This is a genomic window from Endozoicomonas sp. SESOKO2, from assembly GCF_024606245.1.
Classification (GTDB): domain Bacteria; phylum Pseudomonadota; class Gammaproteobacteria; order Pseudomonadales; family Endozoicomonadaceae; genus Endozoicomonas_A.
Map to the genome: position 1 here is coordinate 1 of NZ_JAHHPQ010000038.1, position 17,632 is coordinate 17,632.

At 48.3% G+C, this 17,632-nt stretch carries 19 protein-coding genes; 13 read left to right on the plus strand and 6 right to left on the minus strand.

The window, feature by feature from the left end; translation table 11 throughout:
- The first annotated feature begins 39 nt into the window (after positions 1 to 39).
- Positions 40 to 591, plus strand: coding sequence for an acyl-CoA thioesterase (locus tag KDK17_RS00825; protein WP_257252356.1), 552 nt, complete (start codon positions 40 to 42; stop codon positions 589 to 591).
- 31 nt (positions 592 to 622) lie between these two features.
- Here the strand turns inward: KDK17_RS00825 and KDK17_RS00830 are convergent, their stop codons facing one another.
- A complete protein-coding gene (locus tag KDK17_RS00830; protein WP_257252358.1) occupies positions 623 to 1,015 on the minus strand; it encodes a hypothetical protein in 393 nt (130 codons plus the stop codon).
- 151 nt (positions 1,016 to 1,166) lie between these two features.
- Between KDK17_RS00830 and ribD the strand changes: the two genes are divergently transcribed.
- The 7 genes from ribD (at position 1,167) to KDK17_RS00865 (ending at position 6,769) form a co-directional block, all read left to right on the plus strand.
- On the plus strand, positions 1,167 to 2,294 hold the full coding sequence (gene ribD / locus KDK17_RS00835) for a bifunctional diaminohydroxyphosphoribosylaminopyrimidine deaminase/5-amino-6-(5-phosphoribosylamino)uracil reductase RibD (protein WP_257252360.1): 1,128 nt from the start codon (positions 1,167 to 1,169) through the stop codon (positions 2,292 to 2,294).
- Positions 2,295 to 2,306: 12 nt separating this feature from the next.
- Positions 2,307 to 2,972, plus strand: coding sequence for a riboflavin synthase (locus KDK17_RS00840; protein ID WP_257252361.1), 666 nt, complete (start codon positions 2,307 to 2,309; stop codon positions 2,970 to 2,972).
- Positions 2,973 to 3,053: 81 nt separating this feature from the next.
- Complete coding sequence (ribBA, locus tag KDK17_RS00845; protein ID WP_257252362.1) at positions 3,054 to 4,166, plus strand: bifunctional 3,4-dihydroxy-2-butanone-4-phosphate synthase/GTP cyclohydrolase II; 1,113 nt, start codon at positions 3,054 to 3,056, stop codon at positions 4,164 to 4,166.
- Positions 4,167 to 4,224: 58 nt separating this feature from the next.
- Positions 4,225 to 4,698: a 6,7-dimethyl-8-ribityllumazine synthase gene (ribE, locus tag KDK17_RS00850; protein WP_257274822.1), complete on the plus strand. Its 474-nt coding sequence runs from the start codon at positions 4,225 to 4,227 to the stop codon at positions 4,696 to 4,698.
- Position 4,699: 1 nt separating this feature from the next.
- Positions 4,700 to 5,182, plus strand: a complete 483-nt coding sequence (gene nusB / locus KDK17_RS00855) for a transcription antitermination factor NusB (protein WP_257281303.1) — start codon at positions 4,700 to 4,702, stop codon at positions 5,180 to 5,182.
- A 96-nt stretch (positions 5,183 to 5,278) separates the two neighbouring features.
- Entirely contained in the window at positions 5,279 to 6,247 is a 969-nt protein-coding gene (thiL, locus tag KDK17_RS00860; RefSeq protein ID WP_257287134.1) for a thiamine-phosphate kinase, read from the plus strand.
- A gap of 48 nt (positions 6,248 to 6,295) precedes the next feature.
- Entirely contained in the window at positions 6,296 to 6,769 is a 474-nt protein-coding gene (locus KDK17_RS00865) for a phosphatidylglycerophosphatase A (protein WP_257252367.1), read from the plus strand.
- Between the two features lie 113 nt (positions 6,770 to 6,882).
- Here KDK17_RS00865 and KDK17_RS00870 read toward each other — a convergent pair whose 3' ends face one another.
- Together KDK17_RS00870 and KDK17_RS00875 are read right to left on the minus strand one after the other, a co-directional pair.
- The gene (locus KDK17_RS00870) at positions 6,883 to 7,425 is read right to left on the minus strand and encodes a FlgO family outer membrane protein (RefSeq protein ID WP_257275792.1); all 543 of its coding nucleotides are present in this window, start codon (positions 7,423 to 7,425) and stop codon (positions 6,883 to 6,885) included.
- Between the two features lies 1 nt (position 7,426).
- Entirely contained in the window at positions 7,427 to 8,062 is a 636-nt protein-coding gene (locus KDK17_RS00875; RefSeq protein WP_257275793.1) for a hypothetical protein, read from the minus strand.
- A gap of 321 nt (positions 8,063 to 8,383) precedes the next feature.
- On the opposite strand from KDK17_RS00875, the gene KDK17_RS00880 reads away from it, so the two are divergent.
- The 5 genes from KDK17_RS00880 to tkt all read left to right on the plus strand — a co-directional run bounded on the left by KDK17_RS00880 (position 8,384) and on the right by tkt (position 13,622).
- Positions 8,384 to 9,043 (plus strand): TIGR02281 family clan AA aspartic protease, encoded by a 660-nt coding sequence (locus tag KDK17_RS00880; RefSeq protein ID WP_257287135.1) that lies wholly within the window; start codon positions 8,384 to 8,386, stop codon positions 9,041 to 9,043.
- A gap of 61 nt (positions 9,044 to 9,104) precedes the next feature.
- Positions 9,105 to 9,698: a GTP cyclohydrolase II gene (ribA, locus tag KDK17_RS00885; protein WP_257252830.1), complete on the plus strand. Its 594-nt coding sequence runs from the start codon at positions 9,105 to 9,107 to the stop codon at positions 9,696 to 9,698.
- A 57-nt stretch (positions 9,699 to 9,755) separates the two neighbouring features.
- A complete protein-coding gene (locus tag KDK17_RS00890) occupies positions 9,756 to 10,355 on the plus strand; it encodes a MerR family transcriptional regulator (protein WP_257287136.1) in 600 nt (199 codons plus the stop codon).
- 80 nt (positions 10,356 to 10,435) lie between these two features.
- Entirely contained in the window at positions 10,436 to 11,458 is a 1,023-nt protein-coding gene (gene arsB, locus KDK17_RS00895) for an ACR3 family arsenite efflux transporter (RefSeq protein WP_257254959.1), read from the plus strand.
- A gap of 166 nt (positions 11,459 to 11,624) precedes the next feature.
- Positions 11,625 to 13,622 (plus strand): transketolase, encoded by a 1,998-nt coding sequence (tkt, locus tag KDK17_RS00900; protein ID WP_257276443.1) that lies wholly within the window; start codon positions 11,625 to 11,627, stop codon positions 13,620 to 13,622.
- A 91-nt stretch (positions 13,623 to 13,713) separates the two neighbouring features.
- Here the strand turns inward: tkt and KDK17_RS00905 are convergent, their stop codons facing one another.
- The 3 genes from KDK17_RS00905 to KDK17_RS00915 form a co-directional block, all read right to left on the minus strand.
- Positions 13,714 to 15,045, minus strand: a complete 1,332-nt coding sequence (locus KDK17_RS00905) for an SET domain-containing protein (protein ID WP_257287137.1) — start codon at positions 15,043 to 15,045, stop codon at positions 13,714 to 13,716.
- Between the two features lie 104 nt (positions 15,046 to 15,149).
- Entirely contained in the window at positions 15,150 to 16,112 is a 963-nt protein-coding gene (locus tag KDK17_RS00910; protein WP_257281266.1) for an ankyrin repeat domain-containing protein, read from the minus strand.
- Between the two features lie 258 nt (positions 16,113 to 16,370).
- The gene (locus KDK17_RS00915; protein WP_257287138.1) at positions 16,371 to 17,435 is read right to left on the minus strand and encodes an ankyrin repeat domain-containing protein; all 1,065 of its coding nucleotides are present in this window, start codon (positions 17,433 to 17,435) and stop codon (positions 16,371 to 16,373) included.
- Positions 17,436 to 17,632 lie beyond the last annotated feature (197 nt).

Genomic DNA, 17,632 nt, shown 5'->3' on the forward strand with positions numbered 1-17,632 from the left:
TGGCTATGATGCTGGGCATTATTACTAGAAGATTTGAGCATGTATCCATTCATTCGACTCCTGACCACTCTCCGCAGGGCCAACAAAGCCCCCAAAATTTCTGTTGACGCCATCAGTGAGAATCGCTTTCGCTGTATGCCATGGGATTTAGATCTGTTCATGGAAATGAATAATGGTCGGGTTTTGACGCTGTTCGATCTGGGCCGGTTTACTCTTTCTATTCAGAGCGGGCTGTCTGCTGTCCTTAAAAGGGAGAAATGGGGATTGGTGGTGGCAGGCAGTACCACTCGTTATCGAAAGCGGGTCCGAATGTTCGACAAAGTGACTACGTACACCCAGGTGACCGCGATGGATGAGCGATGGGTTTATATCATCCAGTCCATGTGGGTGAAAGGTGAACCGGCTTCTTCAGTCCTGTTAAGAACGGCTGTTACCGAGAAGGGCCGGATAGTCGCTACTGAACGCGTCAGAAAAGCCATGGATATGGAAGACTGGTCTCCAGAGCCGGAAGGTTGGGTAAAAGCCTGGATCGAAAGTGAAGATTCGCGTCCCTGGCCTCCTTTGTCAGCCCGCTCTGATAAGGGCTTTTAACTGGAAATATCCCGCTAAAAGCCCCGATGGCTTACTTCAGCAGGAATTTTTCCGGATGCGGCCAGATCTCACTCTCTGGCCGATCAAACTGAATCAACTCAATGAGCGTTCTTCCATCTTTGATGAAAGCTACAGTGACATGTTCTGCCGGAGAGGTGGGCTCAAGAACGACTTCTTTTCCTTTTATGGCTTCCTGAATATCGTCCACCTCAAAGGCAATATGGGGCGTGGTTTTTATAATCTCCGGTAATGTATTGTCTTCATCAAAATTCATCCACTCAACACCATAAGGGGTTTCGAAATACCCGGTGGCATGATGTTTCAGTTTCTCGTTATAGCAATCGTCTGATAGCTTTTCCCGGGTAGGTATCCCGACATGGTGAAAACGAAGTTGCTGCACTTGCTTGCTCTCAACTCTTCTCATTTGTAGTTGCTTGATTCTACTAGGGTATCGAGTGTGATGAACAGTGCGAATGCTTACGATTGATGTGCTCGGGCTATTCCGTCAGTGAGTGATGCTGGCCGCAAAATCATATAAACTGCCCCCATTTCTGACTTAGCCCGGAGAGCCTCCTATGGCGTCTGCCATTGATCATGAAATGATGTCCCGAGCCCTGCAACTGGCACGGAAAGGGTTGTACACCACAATGCCCAATCCCAGGGTTGGTTGTGTGATCGTGAAGGATGGCGTCATTGTTGGTGAAGGCTTTCATGAGCGTTCGGGCGAGCCCCATGCTGAAGTGCATGCTCTGGAAATGGCGGGTGACCGGGCTGAGGGAGCAACAGCCTATGTCACCCTTGAGCCCTGTAGTCATTTTGGAAAAACACCGCCCTGTGCGCAAGCACTGATCAGAGCTCGAGTGGGCAGAGTGGTTGCTGCTATGGAGGACCCTAACCCACTGGTGTCCGGTCGTGGTATGAGCCTGCTAAGTGACGCTGGCATTGAGGTTGAATCGGGTGTTCTTGAGCTTGAAGCGAAAACACTGAACCCAGGCTTTATCAAAAAGATGGTGACTGGACAACCTTATGTCCGGCTGAAGCTGGCCATGAGTCTGGACGGCAGAACGGCCATGGCAAGTGGTGAATCCCAATGGATTACCGGACCCGATGCCCGCAGTGAAGTTCAAAAGCTCCGGGCGCAAAGTTGTGCTGTTATTACGGGTGTTGGCTCTATTCTTCACGATAATTCTTCTTTGACCGTCAGAGCGCAAGAGTTGGGGCTCCCAGATGCTGAAAAACTCGCTCGAAGACAACCACTAAGGGTCGTTCTGGATTCATCTCTGCAAACCCCTGTAGACGCGAAAGTAGTCACCGGGCCCGGAAAGGTTCTGGTTGTCTGCACGGATCAGGCAGAACAGAACCGGCTGGCGCAGCTGGAGGCTGCCGGTGCCGAAGTGATTAGATTGAACCCCGGCAGACAGGTTGATCTGAACGCATTAATGAGCGAACTGGCTCAGAGAGATTGTCAGGAGGTCTTGCTCGAAACAGGGGCGACCCTTGCCGGAGCGGCTGTCAGTGAAGGACTGGTGGATGAGCTGAATATCTTCATGGCCCCAACCTTGATGGGGTCAGCGGCCCGGCCATTGCTGAACCTTCCCTTTCAGTCGATGTCAGAAAAGCTGGCACTGAATATCTCTGATATTCGCGCTATTGGTACTGACTGGCTCCTTAAGGCCACTTTCAAACAGAACACTGACGACTGAGATTCGCTATTCATGTTTACAGGTATTATCGAGGCTGTTGGTAGCCTGCAAAAAGTAGAACCCCGCTCTGGTGATCTGAGGCTAACGGTTAACTCAGGTTGTTTGGATCTTTCAGACGTAAAACTCGGTGACAGCATTGCCACCAATGGTGTCTGCCTGACCGTAGTTGAATTGACCGGGCAGGGATATGTGGCTGATGTTTCCCTGGAAACGCTCGAATATTCAACGCTTTCGGGCCTGGCCGTCGGTTCTGCTCTGAATCTGGAAAAAGCTCTGACACCTTCAACCCGGCTGGGTGGTCACCTGGTCAGTGGTCATGTTGATGGTGTTGGTAAAATAGTCTCCATTGAACCTTCGGGGCGTTCAACGGTCTACTGGGTGGAGGCGCCCTCCAATCTGGCCCGGTATATTGCCCACAAGGGATCGATCACGGTAGATGGTGTCAGCCTGACGGTCAACAAGGTGGACGGCTGTCGCTTTGCCCTGAACATCGTGCCTCATACTCAGCAGGAAACCATTATTACCGGCTATCGGGCAGGAACAGAAATCAATCTGGAAGTGGATGTGCTGGCCCGGTATCTGGAAAGGCTGATGGACCCCAGCCTCAGGGAAGAGAGCCCATCGGCTCCTGTCAGTCTGACCGCCGGTTTTCTTGCCGAACATGGCTTTATGAAGTGATCGCTTCCAGCTTGGGTATGAAACCGTTAGAATACGCCGGTTTCGCATACCGGATGTATAGAAAACACACACGGGGGTGTTATGCAGCTTAACTCCATCGAAGAGATTATTGAGGATATCCGCCTCGGAAGACCTGTCATCCTGATGGATGATGAAGATCGTGAAAACGAAGGTGACCTGATAATCGCTGCTGAGAAGATCACTCCTGAGATCGTGAATTTCATGGCCCGTGAAGCCAGAGGTTTGCTATGCCTGACTCTGACCGGAGAACGCTGCGATTTTCTGGGACTGCCACCGATGGTGACTTCGGAAGACAATTCATCGGGCTTTGGTACACCCTTTACCGTTTCCATAGAAGCGGCAGAAGGGGTAACAACAGGTATTTCGGCCCATGACCGGGCAAGAACGATTCGGGTAGCCGCGGATCCTCTGACTCGCCCCGGCGATATTGTTCAGCCAGGTCACGTGTTCCCATTGAGAGCCCAGCCTGGCGGTGTACTCAGCCGTGCGGGTCATACTGAAGCCGGTTGTGATCTGGCCCGTCTGGCCGGACTGACGCCGGCAGCCGCTATTATTGAGATCATGAATGAAGACGGCACCATGGCTCGTCGTCCTGATCTGGAAGTGTTTGCCAAAGAGCATGATCTGAAAATCGGCACCATCGCCGATCTGATCAACTACCGAATCCTGAATGAGAAAACCGTCGAAAAGCTAGAGCGGCGCTCTCTGGATACCGATTTTGGCCAGTTTGATATGACGGCCTACAAGGATTCCATCAGCGGTGCGACGCACATTGCCCTGACCAAGGGCTATATTACACCGAACTCACCGGCGCTGGTGCGAGTTCATGCTATGGAACCTTTTCGTGATCTGCTGTCGGCACATCCTGAAAACGGTAAATCCAGCTGGCCACTGCACAAAGCAATGGCCAAGGTCGCCAGTGAGGGGCGTGGCGTGATTGTGTTGCTCGACTCCGAGTCGAGGCTTGATCTGGGCGGGGCCCTGGAAAAGTTCTCGGAAGGCAAGAGTAACAGCAACGGTATGTCCGGCGCGTATCTGACCATAGGCACTGGTTCACAGATTCTGCGTGATCTGGGAGTGGGTAAAATGCGCCTGCTTAGCTCACCGATTCGCTTCGCGGCCCTGTCCGGATTTGATCTGGAAATTGTTGAATATATTCCGTGTGAAGACTGATTGTCAGAGCACATTGTTGTAAGTGCAACAGACACAAAGATTTATTGAGGAAAACGCAATGTCACTGCAAACCATCGAAGGTACTCTGCAGGCAAATGGCGGCAAGTATGCGATCGTTGTTGGCCGCTGGAATGCCTTTGTTGTAGAAAGTCTGCTCAATGCTGCTGTGGACAGTTTGACCCGTCACGGTGTTGCGGAACAGGATATCACTATCGTCCGGTGCCCGGGCGCGTTCGAAATTCCACTGACGGTTAAGAAAGTTGCCAAAACCCAACGCTTCGACGCCATTATTGCCCTGGGTGCTGTCATTCGTGGTGGCACACCACACTTTGAATTCGTTGCTAACGAATGTGTGAAAGGCCTTTCCCACGTGAATCTGGACGAAGAAATTCCAGTGAGTTTCGGTGTTCTGACCGTAGATACCATCGAGCAGGCTATCGAGCGTTCCGGTACCAAAGCGGGTAACAAGGGTGAAGAGGCTGCCATGGCGGCTTTCGAAATGGTATCCCTGCTCAAGAAACTGGAGGCCTGAGTTGTCTACTGAGAAGCAGGAAGCCGGGCAGAAATCTGCCCCGCGTCCAAAACCATCTGCCCGTCGTCGTGCACGTCAACTGGCGTTGCAGGCGTTATACCAGTGGCAGATGTCCCAGGCATCCATCACCCAGATTGAAATGCAGTTTCGTGCGGACAACGATTTCAGCAAGGTGGACGACGGCTATTTTCACATGCTGCTGACCGGGATTGCCCGTGAAGCCAGTCGACTGGATGACGCCATGTCGCCACTGCTGGATCGTCCTATCGCACAATTGGACCCGGTTGAAATGTCGGCCCTTCGCATTGGTTGCTATGAACTCATGAACCGCTCCGATGTCCCGTACCGTGTTGTCATCAACGAAGCGATTGAGTTGGTTAAGCGTTTTGGTGCCCAGGATTCTCACCGTTACATCAACGGCATCCTGGACAAGCTGGCACCCCGTGTTCGCCCTGATGAAGTGCGCAACTTCCGTCGGAAGTAGTCGGTTTTCGATCAGGAGATAATGCTATTCTCTCCTGATCTGTTAACCCGCATTGCAGCGCGTTAAACTCGTATTTTAGCTTGGCTGGAACCTCACATGGCGCTTGGCGAATTTGATCTGATTCGCAGTTTCTTCGATCGTCCGGGTCTTCGATCGTCATCAACTGATGTCGTTGGTATAGGCGACGATTGTGCACTTCTGTCTCTTCAACCCGGTCAGCAACTGGCCCAGTCTCTGGATACGCTGGTTGAAGGCATTCACTTCCCGAAAAACTGTGACCCCTATCTGCTGGGTTATCGTGCGCTGGCCGTTAATCTCAGTGATCTCGCCGCTATGGGGGCAAAACCCCATAGCTTTATGCTGGCTTTGACCATGCCAGAATCGAATGATACCTGGCTTCAGTCGTTTTCTGATGGTTTGGCAGAGCTGGCGTCAATCCATCAGATAGGGCTGATCGGGGGAGACACCACCCAAGGGCCTTTAACCCTCTCGATACAGGTACAGGGAACATTATCCGGAGCCATTGCGCTACGGCGAAATGGCGCTCAAGTCGGGGATCTGATTTATGTCAGCGGTTGTCTTGGGGACGCTGCTGGTGCACTACCTGATATTTTGCGAGGTGAGAACCCAAAGAGTGCTCGCACCCTTGAACAGCGCCATCTGCTGGAGCGCTACTATCGACCGGCACCCAGAATCGCATTGGGTCAGTGGTTGCTGGAAAATGGCGCCACGGCTGCTCTGGATATTTCCGATGGTCTCTTGGGCGACCTGGGGCACATTCTCAAAACCAGTCAGGTTGGTGCTGAACTTAATACTTCATCGGTACCCGTCTCCAAAGAGCTGGAAAGTTTGCTGGGTATGGAGAAAGCCACAGAGCTGGCGCTGACCGGTGGTGATGATTATGAGTTGTGTTTTACATGGCCCGATCGAAAAAAGCTACTGCTTCCTGACAGTTTATTGACAGATAATCCTGTAACCTGCATCGGTCGTATAACTTCCGCTCCCGGGCTGGTGGATGCAGAGACGGCACAGCCCCTTTCTCCCCGAGCCTATCAGCACTTTTAGTGACTTCTTTTTTATGAAAGAACATTCTTTCATGGGCTACAGGTACTTATGAGTAAAACACCTTCAGTCTGGAAAAATCCGGTTCACTTTTTTGCCTTTGGTCTGGGTAGTGGTCTGTCGCCTGTCGCGCCGGGAACTTTCGGCACCATAGCGGCCATTCCTTTCTATTTGCTTTTTCAGTACCTGCCGCTGTGGAATTATCTGCTCGTACTGGCTGTCAGCATTGTGTTGGGTGTCTGGCTATGTGGAAAGACCTCTAAAGACCTCGGTGTCCACGACCATCCGGGTATTGTCTGGGATGAGTTCGTCGGTTACTGGATCACTATGCTGGCTGCTCCCAGTGGCTGGGAGTGGGTATTGGCCGGATTTATCCTGTTCCGAATCTTTGATATCTGGAAACCCTGGCCCATCGGTTGGCTGGACAAGAAAGTGCATGGTGGCCTGGGTATTATGATAGACGACATCGTTGCCGGTATTTTTGCGCTTATCTTTCTTCAGGTGATTGCTTATATAGTGCTGTGATGGTTTGCAGCCTGCTGAGTCTCAAAGCCATCAAGTTGAGTGAAGGCATTGAGATACGGCGGGTGTTGGCACCCCATTTCCCGAAAGTGGAAAAAACCTGAATCTGAAGCTGCTTAATAAGACTTTTTAGTCATCATCCGGATGTCAGAGTCTATCGGTAGCTGAAAGTCCACAGTGGACAGTACAATATTATCCACTGTATTTATCAGACGAGCGTTGATGTAAACGGTCTGACTGCCAAGCGCATAGGTTCCAGTCAAAATTGCATCTGCGTTGTAATCTTTGCTGATAGCGGCAAGTTGGCGAGATAAAGTAAATTCGCCCCCTCGTTCATTACTGATAAAAACACTGTTTCGCATTTTGATTTCAATCAGTTCGTAACCCCGGTCGGACAGTCTTGATGAAAGTTGCTCAGATAAAATTCTTCCCAGTGTTGAGGTAGCGCTCAAACTATCGATATCGGCCAGACTGGTTGACAAAATGGTGGAGCCTTCTGGCAATAAGTCACTGGCTTTGGAGTGTAAAGTTGCAGCCGCAATTTTACTGATTCCAACCAGATCTATGCGCGGTGGCTCTTCGTAAACGGGTTGGCTTTCACAAGCTGCCAAGAAGAGAGAAACCAGTAGGATAGACAATCGGATAAGTATGGCTTTCATCTCACAAACCTCCCGCTTCTTGATCTGTCAAACTAACAGAACCTGGTGTTTTGAACTGCTTAACAGATTGATCTGTTATGTAGTAAACATGGGTTTCTGAAAACTGGATGCTACTGCCTTCCTTGACTCTTGTTGTCACGGCAATTTCAGAGTTTGTCCGGCTGGACTTACTGCTCATATATTCAGCCGCAACGACCGCAGGGATCACCCCGTAACCATTGGTTTCAACGATAAACCAGGCACTTGCAAGTCCAATAGACATTGGGAACCCGGTGCCTTTGTCCCTGTCATTGGGGTGACGAACAACATCGACATCAATTTCCAGCTCTGAAAAAGTGGGTGAAGGGGAAAGAGTGACATCCACATCTTTTTTGACCAGCTCACTGACCAGTTGCTTTGAAAATACTTTTGAAAAATCAGTGCTAAAACGACTTTCATCAATGTACAAAGACTTACTGAGCAAATCACCATCCTTTATCAACTGGTCTGAAAGATGATTAGCGATCACCCCCCAATGTTGAGCAGACTGGAGTTTTGTCTGGGAGGTTTGACTGACACTGGAGGCTTTAGGAAGCGGGCTACAGGCCGTTATGCAGAGCAGTGAAAACAACAGCGGTAGATAATGGTACTTGATCATGTCTCTTTAGATTCTTCTTTATTAGGCGACATATGTACGGCTAACTCTACCTGATATGAAGTCCTGTGTCTCTTGGTTTGTACGAATAAATACCTATAATTCTAAGGGTGTTTTTGGTTTTTGTTGTTTGTACGACGATGGTAACTATACATCGCTGTCATTCACCTATTCGGCAAAAATTTATTCTTTTGTACGGCATAAGTCGCAATTAACTTTTCGGCAGAGTTCAACGACTTGACCCTGATGCTTTCGGTGCGCAAGATAGAGCCTAAACAGAATTGGGTTATAACCCGCCACGGGTAATCAATACTAAAAAATAGAATGAAATCAGTGTTCTCTTTCAGGTTCTTTGCTGGAGTGTTTGCCAGCCTGTCATGGTTCTTTTCTGTCTCTTCCCATGCCGTCGATGTCAGTGTAGTTGCCCTGTTCCCAGACAAGGCTCTGGTGTTCATTGATGGTGAGCGTCAATTTCTGAAGGTAGGCCAACAACCGGTAAAAGGAGTCAGGCTGATTGATGCCAGCAGTCGGAAAGCCCGGGTTGAAATCAATGGCGTAGCGAAAGATTATTTTCTCAGTCGTGATATGGGTGATGGTATTCAATCACCGGAGCTTCTGACTGCTCGAATCAACAGAAGCAATGATGGGCAGTACCTTGCCCAGAGTATTATTAACAATAAACCTGTTCAGGTGTTGGTGGATACCGGAGCAAATGTTGTGGCTATCAGCAGTGCCACAGCTGACCGGCTTGGCATCCGATACCAGGATGGCAGCCCGATTCGTGTCGAAACCGCCAGTGGAGTGGTCAAAGGCTTTCAGGTGATGTTGAATTTCGTGATGGTCGGCGGTATTCGGGTTGCTAATGTTGAAGCCACAGTGATTGAAGGCAGTAGCCCTGAAACCGTGTTACTGGGCATGAGTTATCTGAAGCACATCCGATTCAGTGAAGAAGGTGGGGTCATGACATTGCAGGCTCCTTATTAGCTCGCCTGTAACATCTTGTACTGTTACAATTCCACCCCACGACTGTCTTGAGGAGTAGTGAGTGTCTGTTCGTTACGTTGCAGAGTCTCGCTTGCCCACCCCTTTCGGTGAGTTCATCATGCATGGATTTGAAGAGAGTGGCACCGGCAAGGAGCATCTGGCTCTCACCATGGGGGATGTGAGCGAGGGTGGTCCCGTTCTGGCGCGGGTCCATTCAGAGTGTCTGACCGGAGATGCTCTTTTCAGCATGCGCTGTGATTGCGGTCCCCAGCTTGAGGCGGCCATGCGCAAGATTGCCGAAGCGGGTCGCGGGGTGATTCTTTATCTGCGTCAGGAAGGCCGTGGAATAGGTTTGATGAACAAAGTCCGGGCTTACCAGCTTCAGGATACAGGTCTGGATACTGTAGAAGCCAATGAAGAACTGGGTTTCGCCGCTGACTTGCGCAAGTACGATATGTGCAAGACCATGCTGGATCACCTGGGGGTTACACAACTAGTACTGATGACCAACAACCCAAAGAAGGTGGAAGCCCTGGCCCGTCAGGGGGTTGATGTTGTTCATCGTCAGCCCCATCAGACCGGGCAGAATCCCCACAATGAGAAGTACCTGACCACCAAGGTCTGGAAGCTCGGGCATTTGTACGATACCGCGTAATACTTGAGCCGGAGCCAGGTGCGACCTGTTACTGGCTCTTCATGTATTTTGCTTGAAATGAGTTCATCTCCTTCCCTGATAATCCCTTTATCCTATTGTGTGCAGCTTGGCGCGCGCGATTTCCTGAAGGAAACCAGAGCGGGTTCGGTATGCCGGATCAGCTTCCACCAACCTGTCGATCTTCCGCAACATTATGAGCGTGAAGGTCTGCTAATGCCCCACACTCGATCAGAGAATGGCTATCGATGGTATGGGCAGAATGAAATCAAACGTCTTGAAGCGATCATGGCTTACCGTGCTTTCGGCACACCGGTCAGCAATATTGTGCGACTTCTCGACGGTGAAGACGATAGGGAGCAAGAACGCATTTTGCGTGGCCAGCTGCTGGCTCTTGAGCATGAGATTCAGAAGTTGCGCCAGCAGCAAAAAGCCACTGTATTGCTGCTTAAACAACCTTTATTACTTGAGCAAAATATGGTCAACAAAGATCGTTGGGTAGAAATTATGAAAGCGGCCGGGTTCAGCGAGGAGGATATGAAAAGCTGGCATCAGCAGTTTGAAAAAATGGAGCCGCAGGCGCATCAGGAATTTCTGGAGTCACTGGGCATTGATAAAGAGGAGATCGATAAAATCCGCGGCTGGTCCAGACAGCCCTAAAAACCTATAGACTTTCCATCCGGTCCACTGATAATAGCTTTTGCCGTGACATCTGGCGATTTAAGAATATGAGGTCAGCTATGGGGATTTTTGAACGCTATCTCAGCCTCTGGGTTGCTTTGGGCATATTTGCAGGGCTTTTTGGTGGACTGCAATTTCCAGAATTCTTTGAGGCTCTTGGCCAATGGCAATACGCCAGCATTAATCTGGTTATCGCGGTACTGATCTGGCTGATGATCTATCCAATGATGATGCAGGTGGATTTCTCTGCCATTAAAAACGTTCATCGTCGTTCAAAAGGGTTGATCATCACCGTCACTATTAACTGGTTGATCAAGCCTTTCACCATGGCACTGCTGGCCGTATTGTTTATTCGCTATGTTTTTGGCGACTGGATCAGTCCTGAGCTGGGTAAAGAGTATACTGCCGGTATGATTCTACTGGGTGTCGCACCCTGTACTGCCATGGTTTTTGTCTGGAGTCAGTTGACCAGGGGAGACCCTAACTACACTCTGGTTCAGGTCGCCATCAATGACCTGATCATGCTCATTGCGTTTGCTCCCCTTGCCGCCTTTTTGCTGGGAGTAACAGAGGTATTTGTACCCTGGAATACCCTGTTTCTGTCCGTCGGACTGTTTGTGGTGATACCAGTGCTTGCAGGCTGGTTGACCCGAAAAGCTGTTCGCAGCGAACAAGCACTGAGTCTATTTCTGACAGGCATCAAGCCCTTTTCGATCATTGGGTTAATTGGCACAGTCATTCTTCTGTTTGGGATTCAGGCCAACACGATTATTGCCCATCCCCTGGATATCTTCCTGATTGCCATACCCCTGATCATCCAGACCTATCTGATTTTTGCCATCACCTATTTATGGATGAAGAAGTGGAAGCAACCCCATAACATTGCCTCACCTGGTGCAATGATTGGTGCCTCCAACTTTTTTGAACTGGCTGTTGCCGTGGCCATCAGTCTTTTTGGACTGAATTCCGGGGCCGCTTTGGCAACGGTTGTGGGTGTTTTGGTGGAAGTGCCGGTGATGTTGTCACTGGTTGCCTATGCTAATCGAACACGACAGTCATTCACTGAACGGGAGTCTTCCTGATCAGTGACTTTCGAATCGCAGACACCCCGGATTTTCAGAGGCAATGGCTATCAATAAAGTGTTCAGGAGATTCAGGATAGTCATATATAGCGATTTCAGTTTGTGGCTGAAGGCATTAGAATAGCGCCAATTTAAAACAGACTGGATCTTCGGAGCCCTGATTCCTATGTCCTCACGTCGTGAGCTAGCCAATGCCATCCGCGCCCTGAGTATGGACGCTGTACAGAAAGCCAAGTCCGGACACCCCGGTGCCCCAATGGGTATGGCTGATATTGCTGAAGTATTGTGGCGTGATTATCTGAATCACAACCCGGTTAACCCTCAGTGGGCTGACCGGGACCGTTTTGTTCTGTCCAACGGTCACGGCTCCATGCTGCTTTACTCTTTGCTGCATTTGAGCGGTTACGATGTGTCTGTTGAAGACCTCAAGAACTTCCGTCAGTTGCACTCCAAAACCGCAGGCCACCCTGAGTACGGTTACGCTCCGGGCATCGAGACTACTACCGGTCCTCTGGGTCAGGGTATTGCCAATGCCGTGGGTATGGCAGTTGCCGAAAAGACTTTGGCGGCTCAGTTCAACCGGGAAGGTCACAACATTGTTGACCACCACACCTATGTCTTCATGGGTGATGGCTGCATGATGGAAGGTATTTCCCATGAGGTGTGCTCTCTGGCAGGCACTCTGGAGCTGGGTAAACTGATCGTTTTCTACGACGACAATGGTATCTCCATTGATGGCGAAGTAGAAGGCTGGTTCACCGACGACACCGTGCAGCGTTTCGAAGCCTACAACTGGCACGTTGTTCCAAATGTTGACGGTCATGACCCTGAAGCAATACGTGTTGCTATCGAAGCAGGCCGTGCGGAAAAAACCAAACCTACTCTGATCTGCTGCAAGACTGTCATCGGTTTTGGTTCTCCTAACAAGGAAGGCAAGGAAGAGTGTCATGGTGCCCCCCTGGGTGACGAAGAGATCAAATTAACCCGTGAGCGTCTGGGTTGGGAACATCCTGCTTTTGAAATCCCGTCCGACATCTACAGCCATTGGGATGCCAAAGAAACCGGTACCGCTAAAGAAACCGTATGGAACGAAAAGTTTGCTGCTTACCAGTCTGCTCACCCTGAACTGGCGGCTGAATTTGTTCGTCGTCAGAAAGGCGAACTCCCTGCTGACTTCTCTGCCAAGGCAGATGACTTCATTAAGTCCTGTCAGGCAGAAGGCGAGAAAGTCGCCAGTCGTAAGGCTTCCCAGAACACCCTGAATGCTTTTGGTCCGCTGTTGCCAGAACTGCTGGGTGGTTCTGCTGATCTGGCGGGCTCCAACCTGACTCTGTGGAGTGGTTCCAAAGGCGTTAAGCCTGCTGACGCCACTGGTAACTACGTGTTCTACGGCGTCCGTGAATTCGGCATGACCGCCATGATGAACGGTATCGCCTTGCACGGTGGTTTCGTACCTTACGGTGCAACCTTCCTGGTCTTCATGGAATACGCCTGTAACGCTGTGCGCATGGCGGCTCTGATGAAGCAGCGCAGTATTCTGGTTTATACTCACGACTCTATTGGTCTGGGTGAAGACGGTCCCACACACCAGCCAGTAGAACAGATTGCCAGCCTGCGCCTGACGCCTAACGTGAATGCATGGCGTCCTTGTGACACCGTTGAATCGGCGGTGGCCTGGAAACATGCGATCGAGCGTGAAGATGGCCCCAGTGCACTGATCTTCTCCCGTCAGGGTCTGCCCTGTATGCATCGTGAAGCTGATCAGGTAGTGGACATTGCCCGTGGTGGTTATGTACTGAAGGATTCCGAAGGTACTCCTGAACTGATCCTGATTGCTACCGGTTCTGAAGTGGAACTGGCCATGAACGCTGAAGCTGCCCTGACCGCTCAGGGCCGTAAGGTCCGCGTTGTATCCATGCCATCCACTGAGGTTTTCGATGCTCAGGATGCGCAATACAAGCAGATGGTTTTGCCTCTTGAAGTCCCTGCCCGTATCGCGATTGAAGCCGCTGCGGCTGACTTCTGGTACAAGTACGTTGGCCTGGACGGACGGGTCATCGGCATGACCACTTTCGGTGAGTCTGCACCGGCCGGTGATCTCTTTCCATACTTTGGGTTTACTGTAGAAAATATTGTTGCTGCCGCTGAAGAGATTCTGGACTGATAGCAACAACAGGGAACCTGACGCCCTGAATGGCTTTTAAAAGCCTGCGAAAAAACGGCAGATGGTTGATATCAACTGCCGTTTTTTAATTCTATCTATAAGAAGAGATATGTCGTTTTAATTCTGGAACCTTAAACCAGGTTTGACTGCCATTAAAAATGGATCGAGATAAATAGGTTTTCAATTGTTCAATATTTTCAATGGTTAATTTTTTCATAAAAGCTTGTTTTTTTGGTCCGGTTTTTCCCGGGAATAAATGTGAAGCCAGATCCTTTAAAACTGAGGGATTATCAGAGAAAATGATATTGAGAAGTCTCTTCTGAGAGTCATCTAATTCTTTATTTATGTCATCAAGCGTTGCGGGTGCACAATTTGCACGACGAACTTCGCGGAGCGTTTCCAAGATCTCACCAATTTCATCATCAAGCTCTGATGGCAGTATAATCTCTTTTTGCATTGTTCTGGCTGATCTTTTTTCTTCGGTGTGTAAACCTTTTTGATTCAGGTTTTTAACTCTGTTGATTATTTTGTTTTTTTGTTTTTCGGTTGCTATTTCTACGTCTGACTTGCTGAAGTCTATTTCAGAGTCTTGCTTGTTTTTATCGTAATCGAATAGCAGCTCTTCCCCCGGTTTTATATCGCTTATAGCGACAACCACTAGCTGAATACTGTCCTGATTCCCCCATTCTACCGTATCACTGCCTGAACAGCGGATCATGACATTGGGTTCCTTGGAGTGATTCAGGAATCGGATATCCTTCTTACCGTCACGGCCAATTTCAATGGCCGGTCTGCCAGATTTTGCAATAAAAGCACCCGACCAGGCGACATAGGAGTCGTTTTCCGGGAAATCGATCTGATTGCCCATATCCTTCATCGTAAAGACATGATATTTGCCAGTATGACAATTACGGATTCTGTAAACCAGCGGTCCATCGTAGTGACATACTTCCTCATCCTTTTTAAAGCTCCGGGTAGCAATGACACCGGTACCGTGTACCACGCCTTCTGTTGAACTTTTTATACCGGGAGTGGTGAATGATTCAGTCCCTGGCGATGTTGGTGTCGATGCTCTTTCTGAAGCCGGAGATTCAGGGGAATACATTGCTCCTTGTCCATCAGCAGCAGGATTTCCACCATTCTGAGTAAAACGTAGAAGTTCAGAGGATATCAAGTCTTTAAAAGATGACAGGCTTTTTATGATTTTTGAATAATTTTCTCCGGGAACTACTCTGGTCCTTCTGGCTTTTAAAAGATCCATTGAATGTTTAAATATCGTCTCCGTCGCATCAAAACAACCATGCTTGCAACTGGATGGCAGAGATTTCTCGGCTACCTCGCTTTCTTCAACTTGCCGTAAGCATGATTTTTTTGCCGGGGGAGCAGCCGTGTCCACTTCGTCAAATCGACGTAACCTTGGCATTTGGCCAAGCCCAGATCCAGTGGGTTGCATTGTCATATCCTCCATGGTTCTATTTGGTATTCCAATTTTTTGACCGTAAGGACAGTTTTAAGTTCAAAAGGTGACTACTTCCCGTATTTGGATTCGAGATAATCCAAGAATTTACGTTTAAGCTTTTCACGATTAAAAGTAAAAGTGTATCCCTCAGAGCCCACTGCCTGATAACGCACTCTATCAGGTTCTGCATCTTCAAAAGATGGCAGATTCCTTTCTCTACGAGCGTTTTGTAATAAAACTATGATTTTCGAGCACAAATCTTGATTGTACCCGTTATAAGCGAAATTAATAGCATTAACACCATTGTTAGCTTCATCAAGAATTTGAGGGTTAGCTCCCCAGACTAATAATTGTTCCACTACATTTGCATGCCCTTTCATGGTTGCAAGCATGAGTACTGTTCGCCCATTAGTCCCATTAGTTAATTCAAATGTCTGGTCTAATTGTTCCTGATTGACGAACAGAGCCTTAACTAAATCCAGTTTTCCGAATCTGCATGCAAGAGCAAAAGGCGTAATAGCAGGGTAAAAAAGGTTCTCATCAATTGAAAATACGCCTGTGCACTTGGCAAGTTCATCGGCCCCATACTCGGATATCAGGCTTTTAGCTTTTTCAATATCAGCATCAGTATTATCAGCGTCTGTAATTATCTTGAAAAGCCTCTCAACAATACGCTCCAGTTTGTCACGATCTGTCGAGATAGCCATAGCATCTCTTTTCATCATTTTGCACGGTACAGCTTCGGCGCCCGGGTCATCAGTGTTTGACCTTACCTGTGCTTTGGAGCTATGCCAACAATTATTTGGAGTAGCTTCATCTGAAGCTGTAACCTGGGAAGAGGCTTCAACCTTGCGTTCCACGACGGGAGAATAATGTACTTTATTATCATTTTCTTGTGAAGTTATTTGTGACTGTGGACCAATGGTTGTGACACCGGCACCTGTAAAAGTCGCATCACTCTTATCTTGTGCAACGGCATGAGTCATTTCATTTAGACGTCGTGGCTGAGTGCCAGCCTTTGGGATATCCATATTTAAACACCTCCGTATTTAATATTGTGATTGAAAACAACCATGTCATTTAACATTACAATTGCTCTGACAATATTAATTAACCAAGGTTCCTAAGTTTTCTTCTAATATTTAGAAAAACGAAAATTGCTAAAAAAGACGGGGTCTGTAGATCAATGGAGCTGAATTAAGCCGTTAATTTCTCCATAGCGAGAGCTATCACATTCAGGCATTAACCGGAATAGACCCAAGGAAGGGTCACGGATTATACACCCATGACTATTCCTTGGATAAAGATTCGAGAAGACTCGGGTTTGTAGAACGGAGAGTAGAACGGAAAAGTGCGTGAAGAACCGGGTCTCCATCACAGATTATAGCGAAAGCAACGGGGTTTACAGATAGGAATTTTTCAAGAAGTTCCGGGCGTTCAGAAAGAATTCCTGTAAAGTCACAATAATGATTATCTTCCCCAGTATCTGTAATGTAATCACTAATAAGAGCGGGTTCTTTAAAAGGCGGTAGACCCCTTTCATTACGATAGTCTATTAATAAATCTCTGATTTTAATGCATAATCCTGGATTGTTCGCGTTAAAACCTAAATTAAGACGATCAACACAATTGTTATCTTCATCAAGAATTAGAACATTAGCTCCCCATGTTAACAATTGCTCCACTACATTGGCATGACCATGAATAACTGCAAGCATGAGTGCTGTACGTCCATTAGTCCCATTTTCTATATCAAATGTCTGGTTTAATTGTTCCTGATTCACGTACAGAGCCTTGACTAAATCCAGCTTACCGAATCTGCATGCAAGAGCAAAATGTGTAATAGCAGGATAAGATCTGGTGGTATTTATATGAAAAGAAAATGGGACTGTATACTTGGCAAGTTCATCGGCCCCATACTCGGATACTAACCTTACGGCTTCAGAAGTATCAGCATCAGTGCTATCAGGGTCTGTAATCACTTTAGCAAGGCTCTCTGCAAAACGTTCAAAGCTGACACGTCCGCCAGAGATAGCCATAGCATCACTTTTCATTATTTTGCACAGTTGAGATACGGTGTCTGAGCCATCAGCCAATGGCCTTTTCTGTGCGTTTAAACTATCCCTACTATCTCTTTGAGCCGCTTCATCTGATTGAGCGTACGCGCTAATATTACGATCCACGATGAAAGGGGCAGAGTCTTGGGGATAACTTTCTTGTAAAGTTGTTTGCCGTGGTAGCCCTGTCTTTGCGGCAATGTCACTCATAAAAGCACTAACTTTCTTATCTCGTGTAACTACAGTAGTCATATCACCATAACATAATGGCTGAGTGCCAGTTTTTGATATATCCATATTTTAATAACTCCTTGATTTATTTTTATGTAAACATGCTTTGGAATTTCATTACATAGTTACTCAGACAGCGCTAATCAGCCAAAGTTCCTTTTTACTTTGGCAAAAACGCTAATTTCTCAAAAAGAGTGGGATAACATGCTAACAAGCCATGTCCTGACGCCAAGATATCCTTGGCAACGTTAATCCTGACCACA

Excerpts from the sequence above, each read along its gene's own strand:
- arsB (WP_257254959.1), top strand. The coding sequence starts at position 10,436 with ATGGGGATTTTTGAACGCTATCTCAGCCTCTGGGTTGCTTTGGGCATA.
- KDK17_RS00875 (WP_257275793.1), bottom strand. The coding sequence starts at position 8,062 with ATGATCAAGTACCATTATCTACCGCTGTTGTTTTCACTGCTCTGCATA.
- KDK17_RS00865 (WP_257252367.1), top strand. The coding sequence starts at position 6,296 with ATGAGTAAAACACCTTCAGTCTGGAAAAATCCGGTTCACTTTTTTGCC.
- thiL (WP_257287134.1), top strand. The coding sequence starts at position 5,279 with ATGGCGCTTGGCGAATTTGATCTGATTCGCAGTTTCTTCGATCGTCCG.
- KDK17_RS00905 (WP_257287137.1), bottom strand. The coding sequence starts at position 15,045 with ATGCCAAGGTTACGTCGATTTGACGAAGTGGACACGGCTGCTCCCCCG.
- ribD (WP_257252360.1), top strand. The coding sequence starts at position 1,167 with ATGGCGTCTGCCATTGATCATGAAATGATGTCCCGAGCCCTGCAACTG.
- KDK17_RS00870 (WP_257275792.1), bottom strand. The coding sequence starts at position 7,425 with ATGAAAGCCATACTTATCCGATTGTCTATCCTACTGGTTTCTCTCTTC.
- ribBA (WP_257252362.1), top strand. The coding sequence starts at position 3,054 with ATGCAGCTTAACTCCATCGAAGAGATTATTGAGGATATCCGCCTCGGA.
- ribE (WP_257274822.1), top strand. The coding sequence starts at position 4,225 with ATGTCACTGCAAACCATCGAAGGTACTCTGCAGGCAAATGGCGGCAAG.
- KDK17_RS00880 (WP_257287135.1), top strand. The coding sequence starts at position 8,384 with ATGAAATCAGTGTTCTCTTTCAGGTTCTTTGCTGGAGTGTTTGCCAGC.
- KDK17_RS00890 (WP_257287136.1), top strand. The coding sequence starts at position 9,756 with ATGAGTTCATCTCCTTCCCTGATAATCCCTTTATCCTATTGTGTGCAG.
- KDK17_RS00840 (WP_257252361.1), top strand. The coding sequence starts at position 2,307 with ATGTTTACAGGTATTATCGAGGCTGTTGGTAGCCTGCAAAAAGTAGAA.
- tkt (WP_257276443.1), top strand. The coding sequence starts at position 11,625 with ATGTCCTCACGTCGTGAGCTAGCCAATGCCATCCGCGCCCTGAGTATG.
- KDK17_RS00915 (WP_257287138.1), bottom strand. The coding sequence starts at position 17,435 with ATGGATATATCAAAAACTGGCACTCAGCCATTATGTTATGGTGATATG.
- KDK17_RS00910 (WP_257281266.1), bottom strand. The coding sequence starts at position 16,112 with ATGGATATCCCAAAGGCTGGCACTCAGCCACGACGTCTAAATGAAATG.
- KDK17_RS00830 (WP_257252358.1), bottom strand. The coding sequence starts at position 1,015 with ATGAGAAGAGTTGAGAGCAAGCAAGTGCAGCAACTTCGTTTTCACCAT.
- KDK17_RS00825 (WP_257252356.1), top strand. The coding sequence starts at position 40 with ATGTATCCATTCATTCGACTCCTGACCACTCTCCGCAGGGCCAACAAA.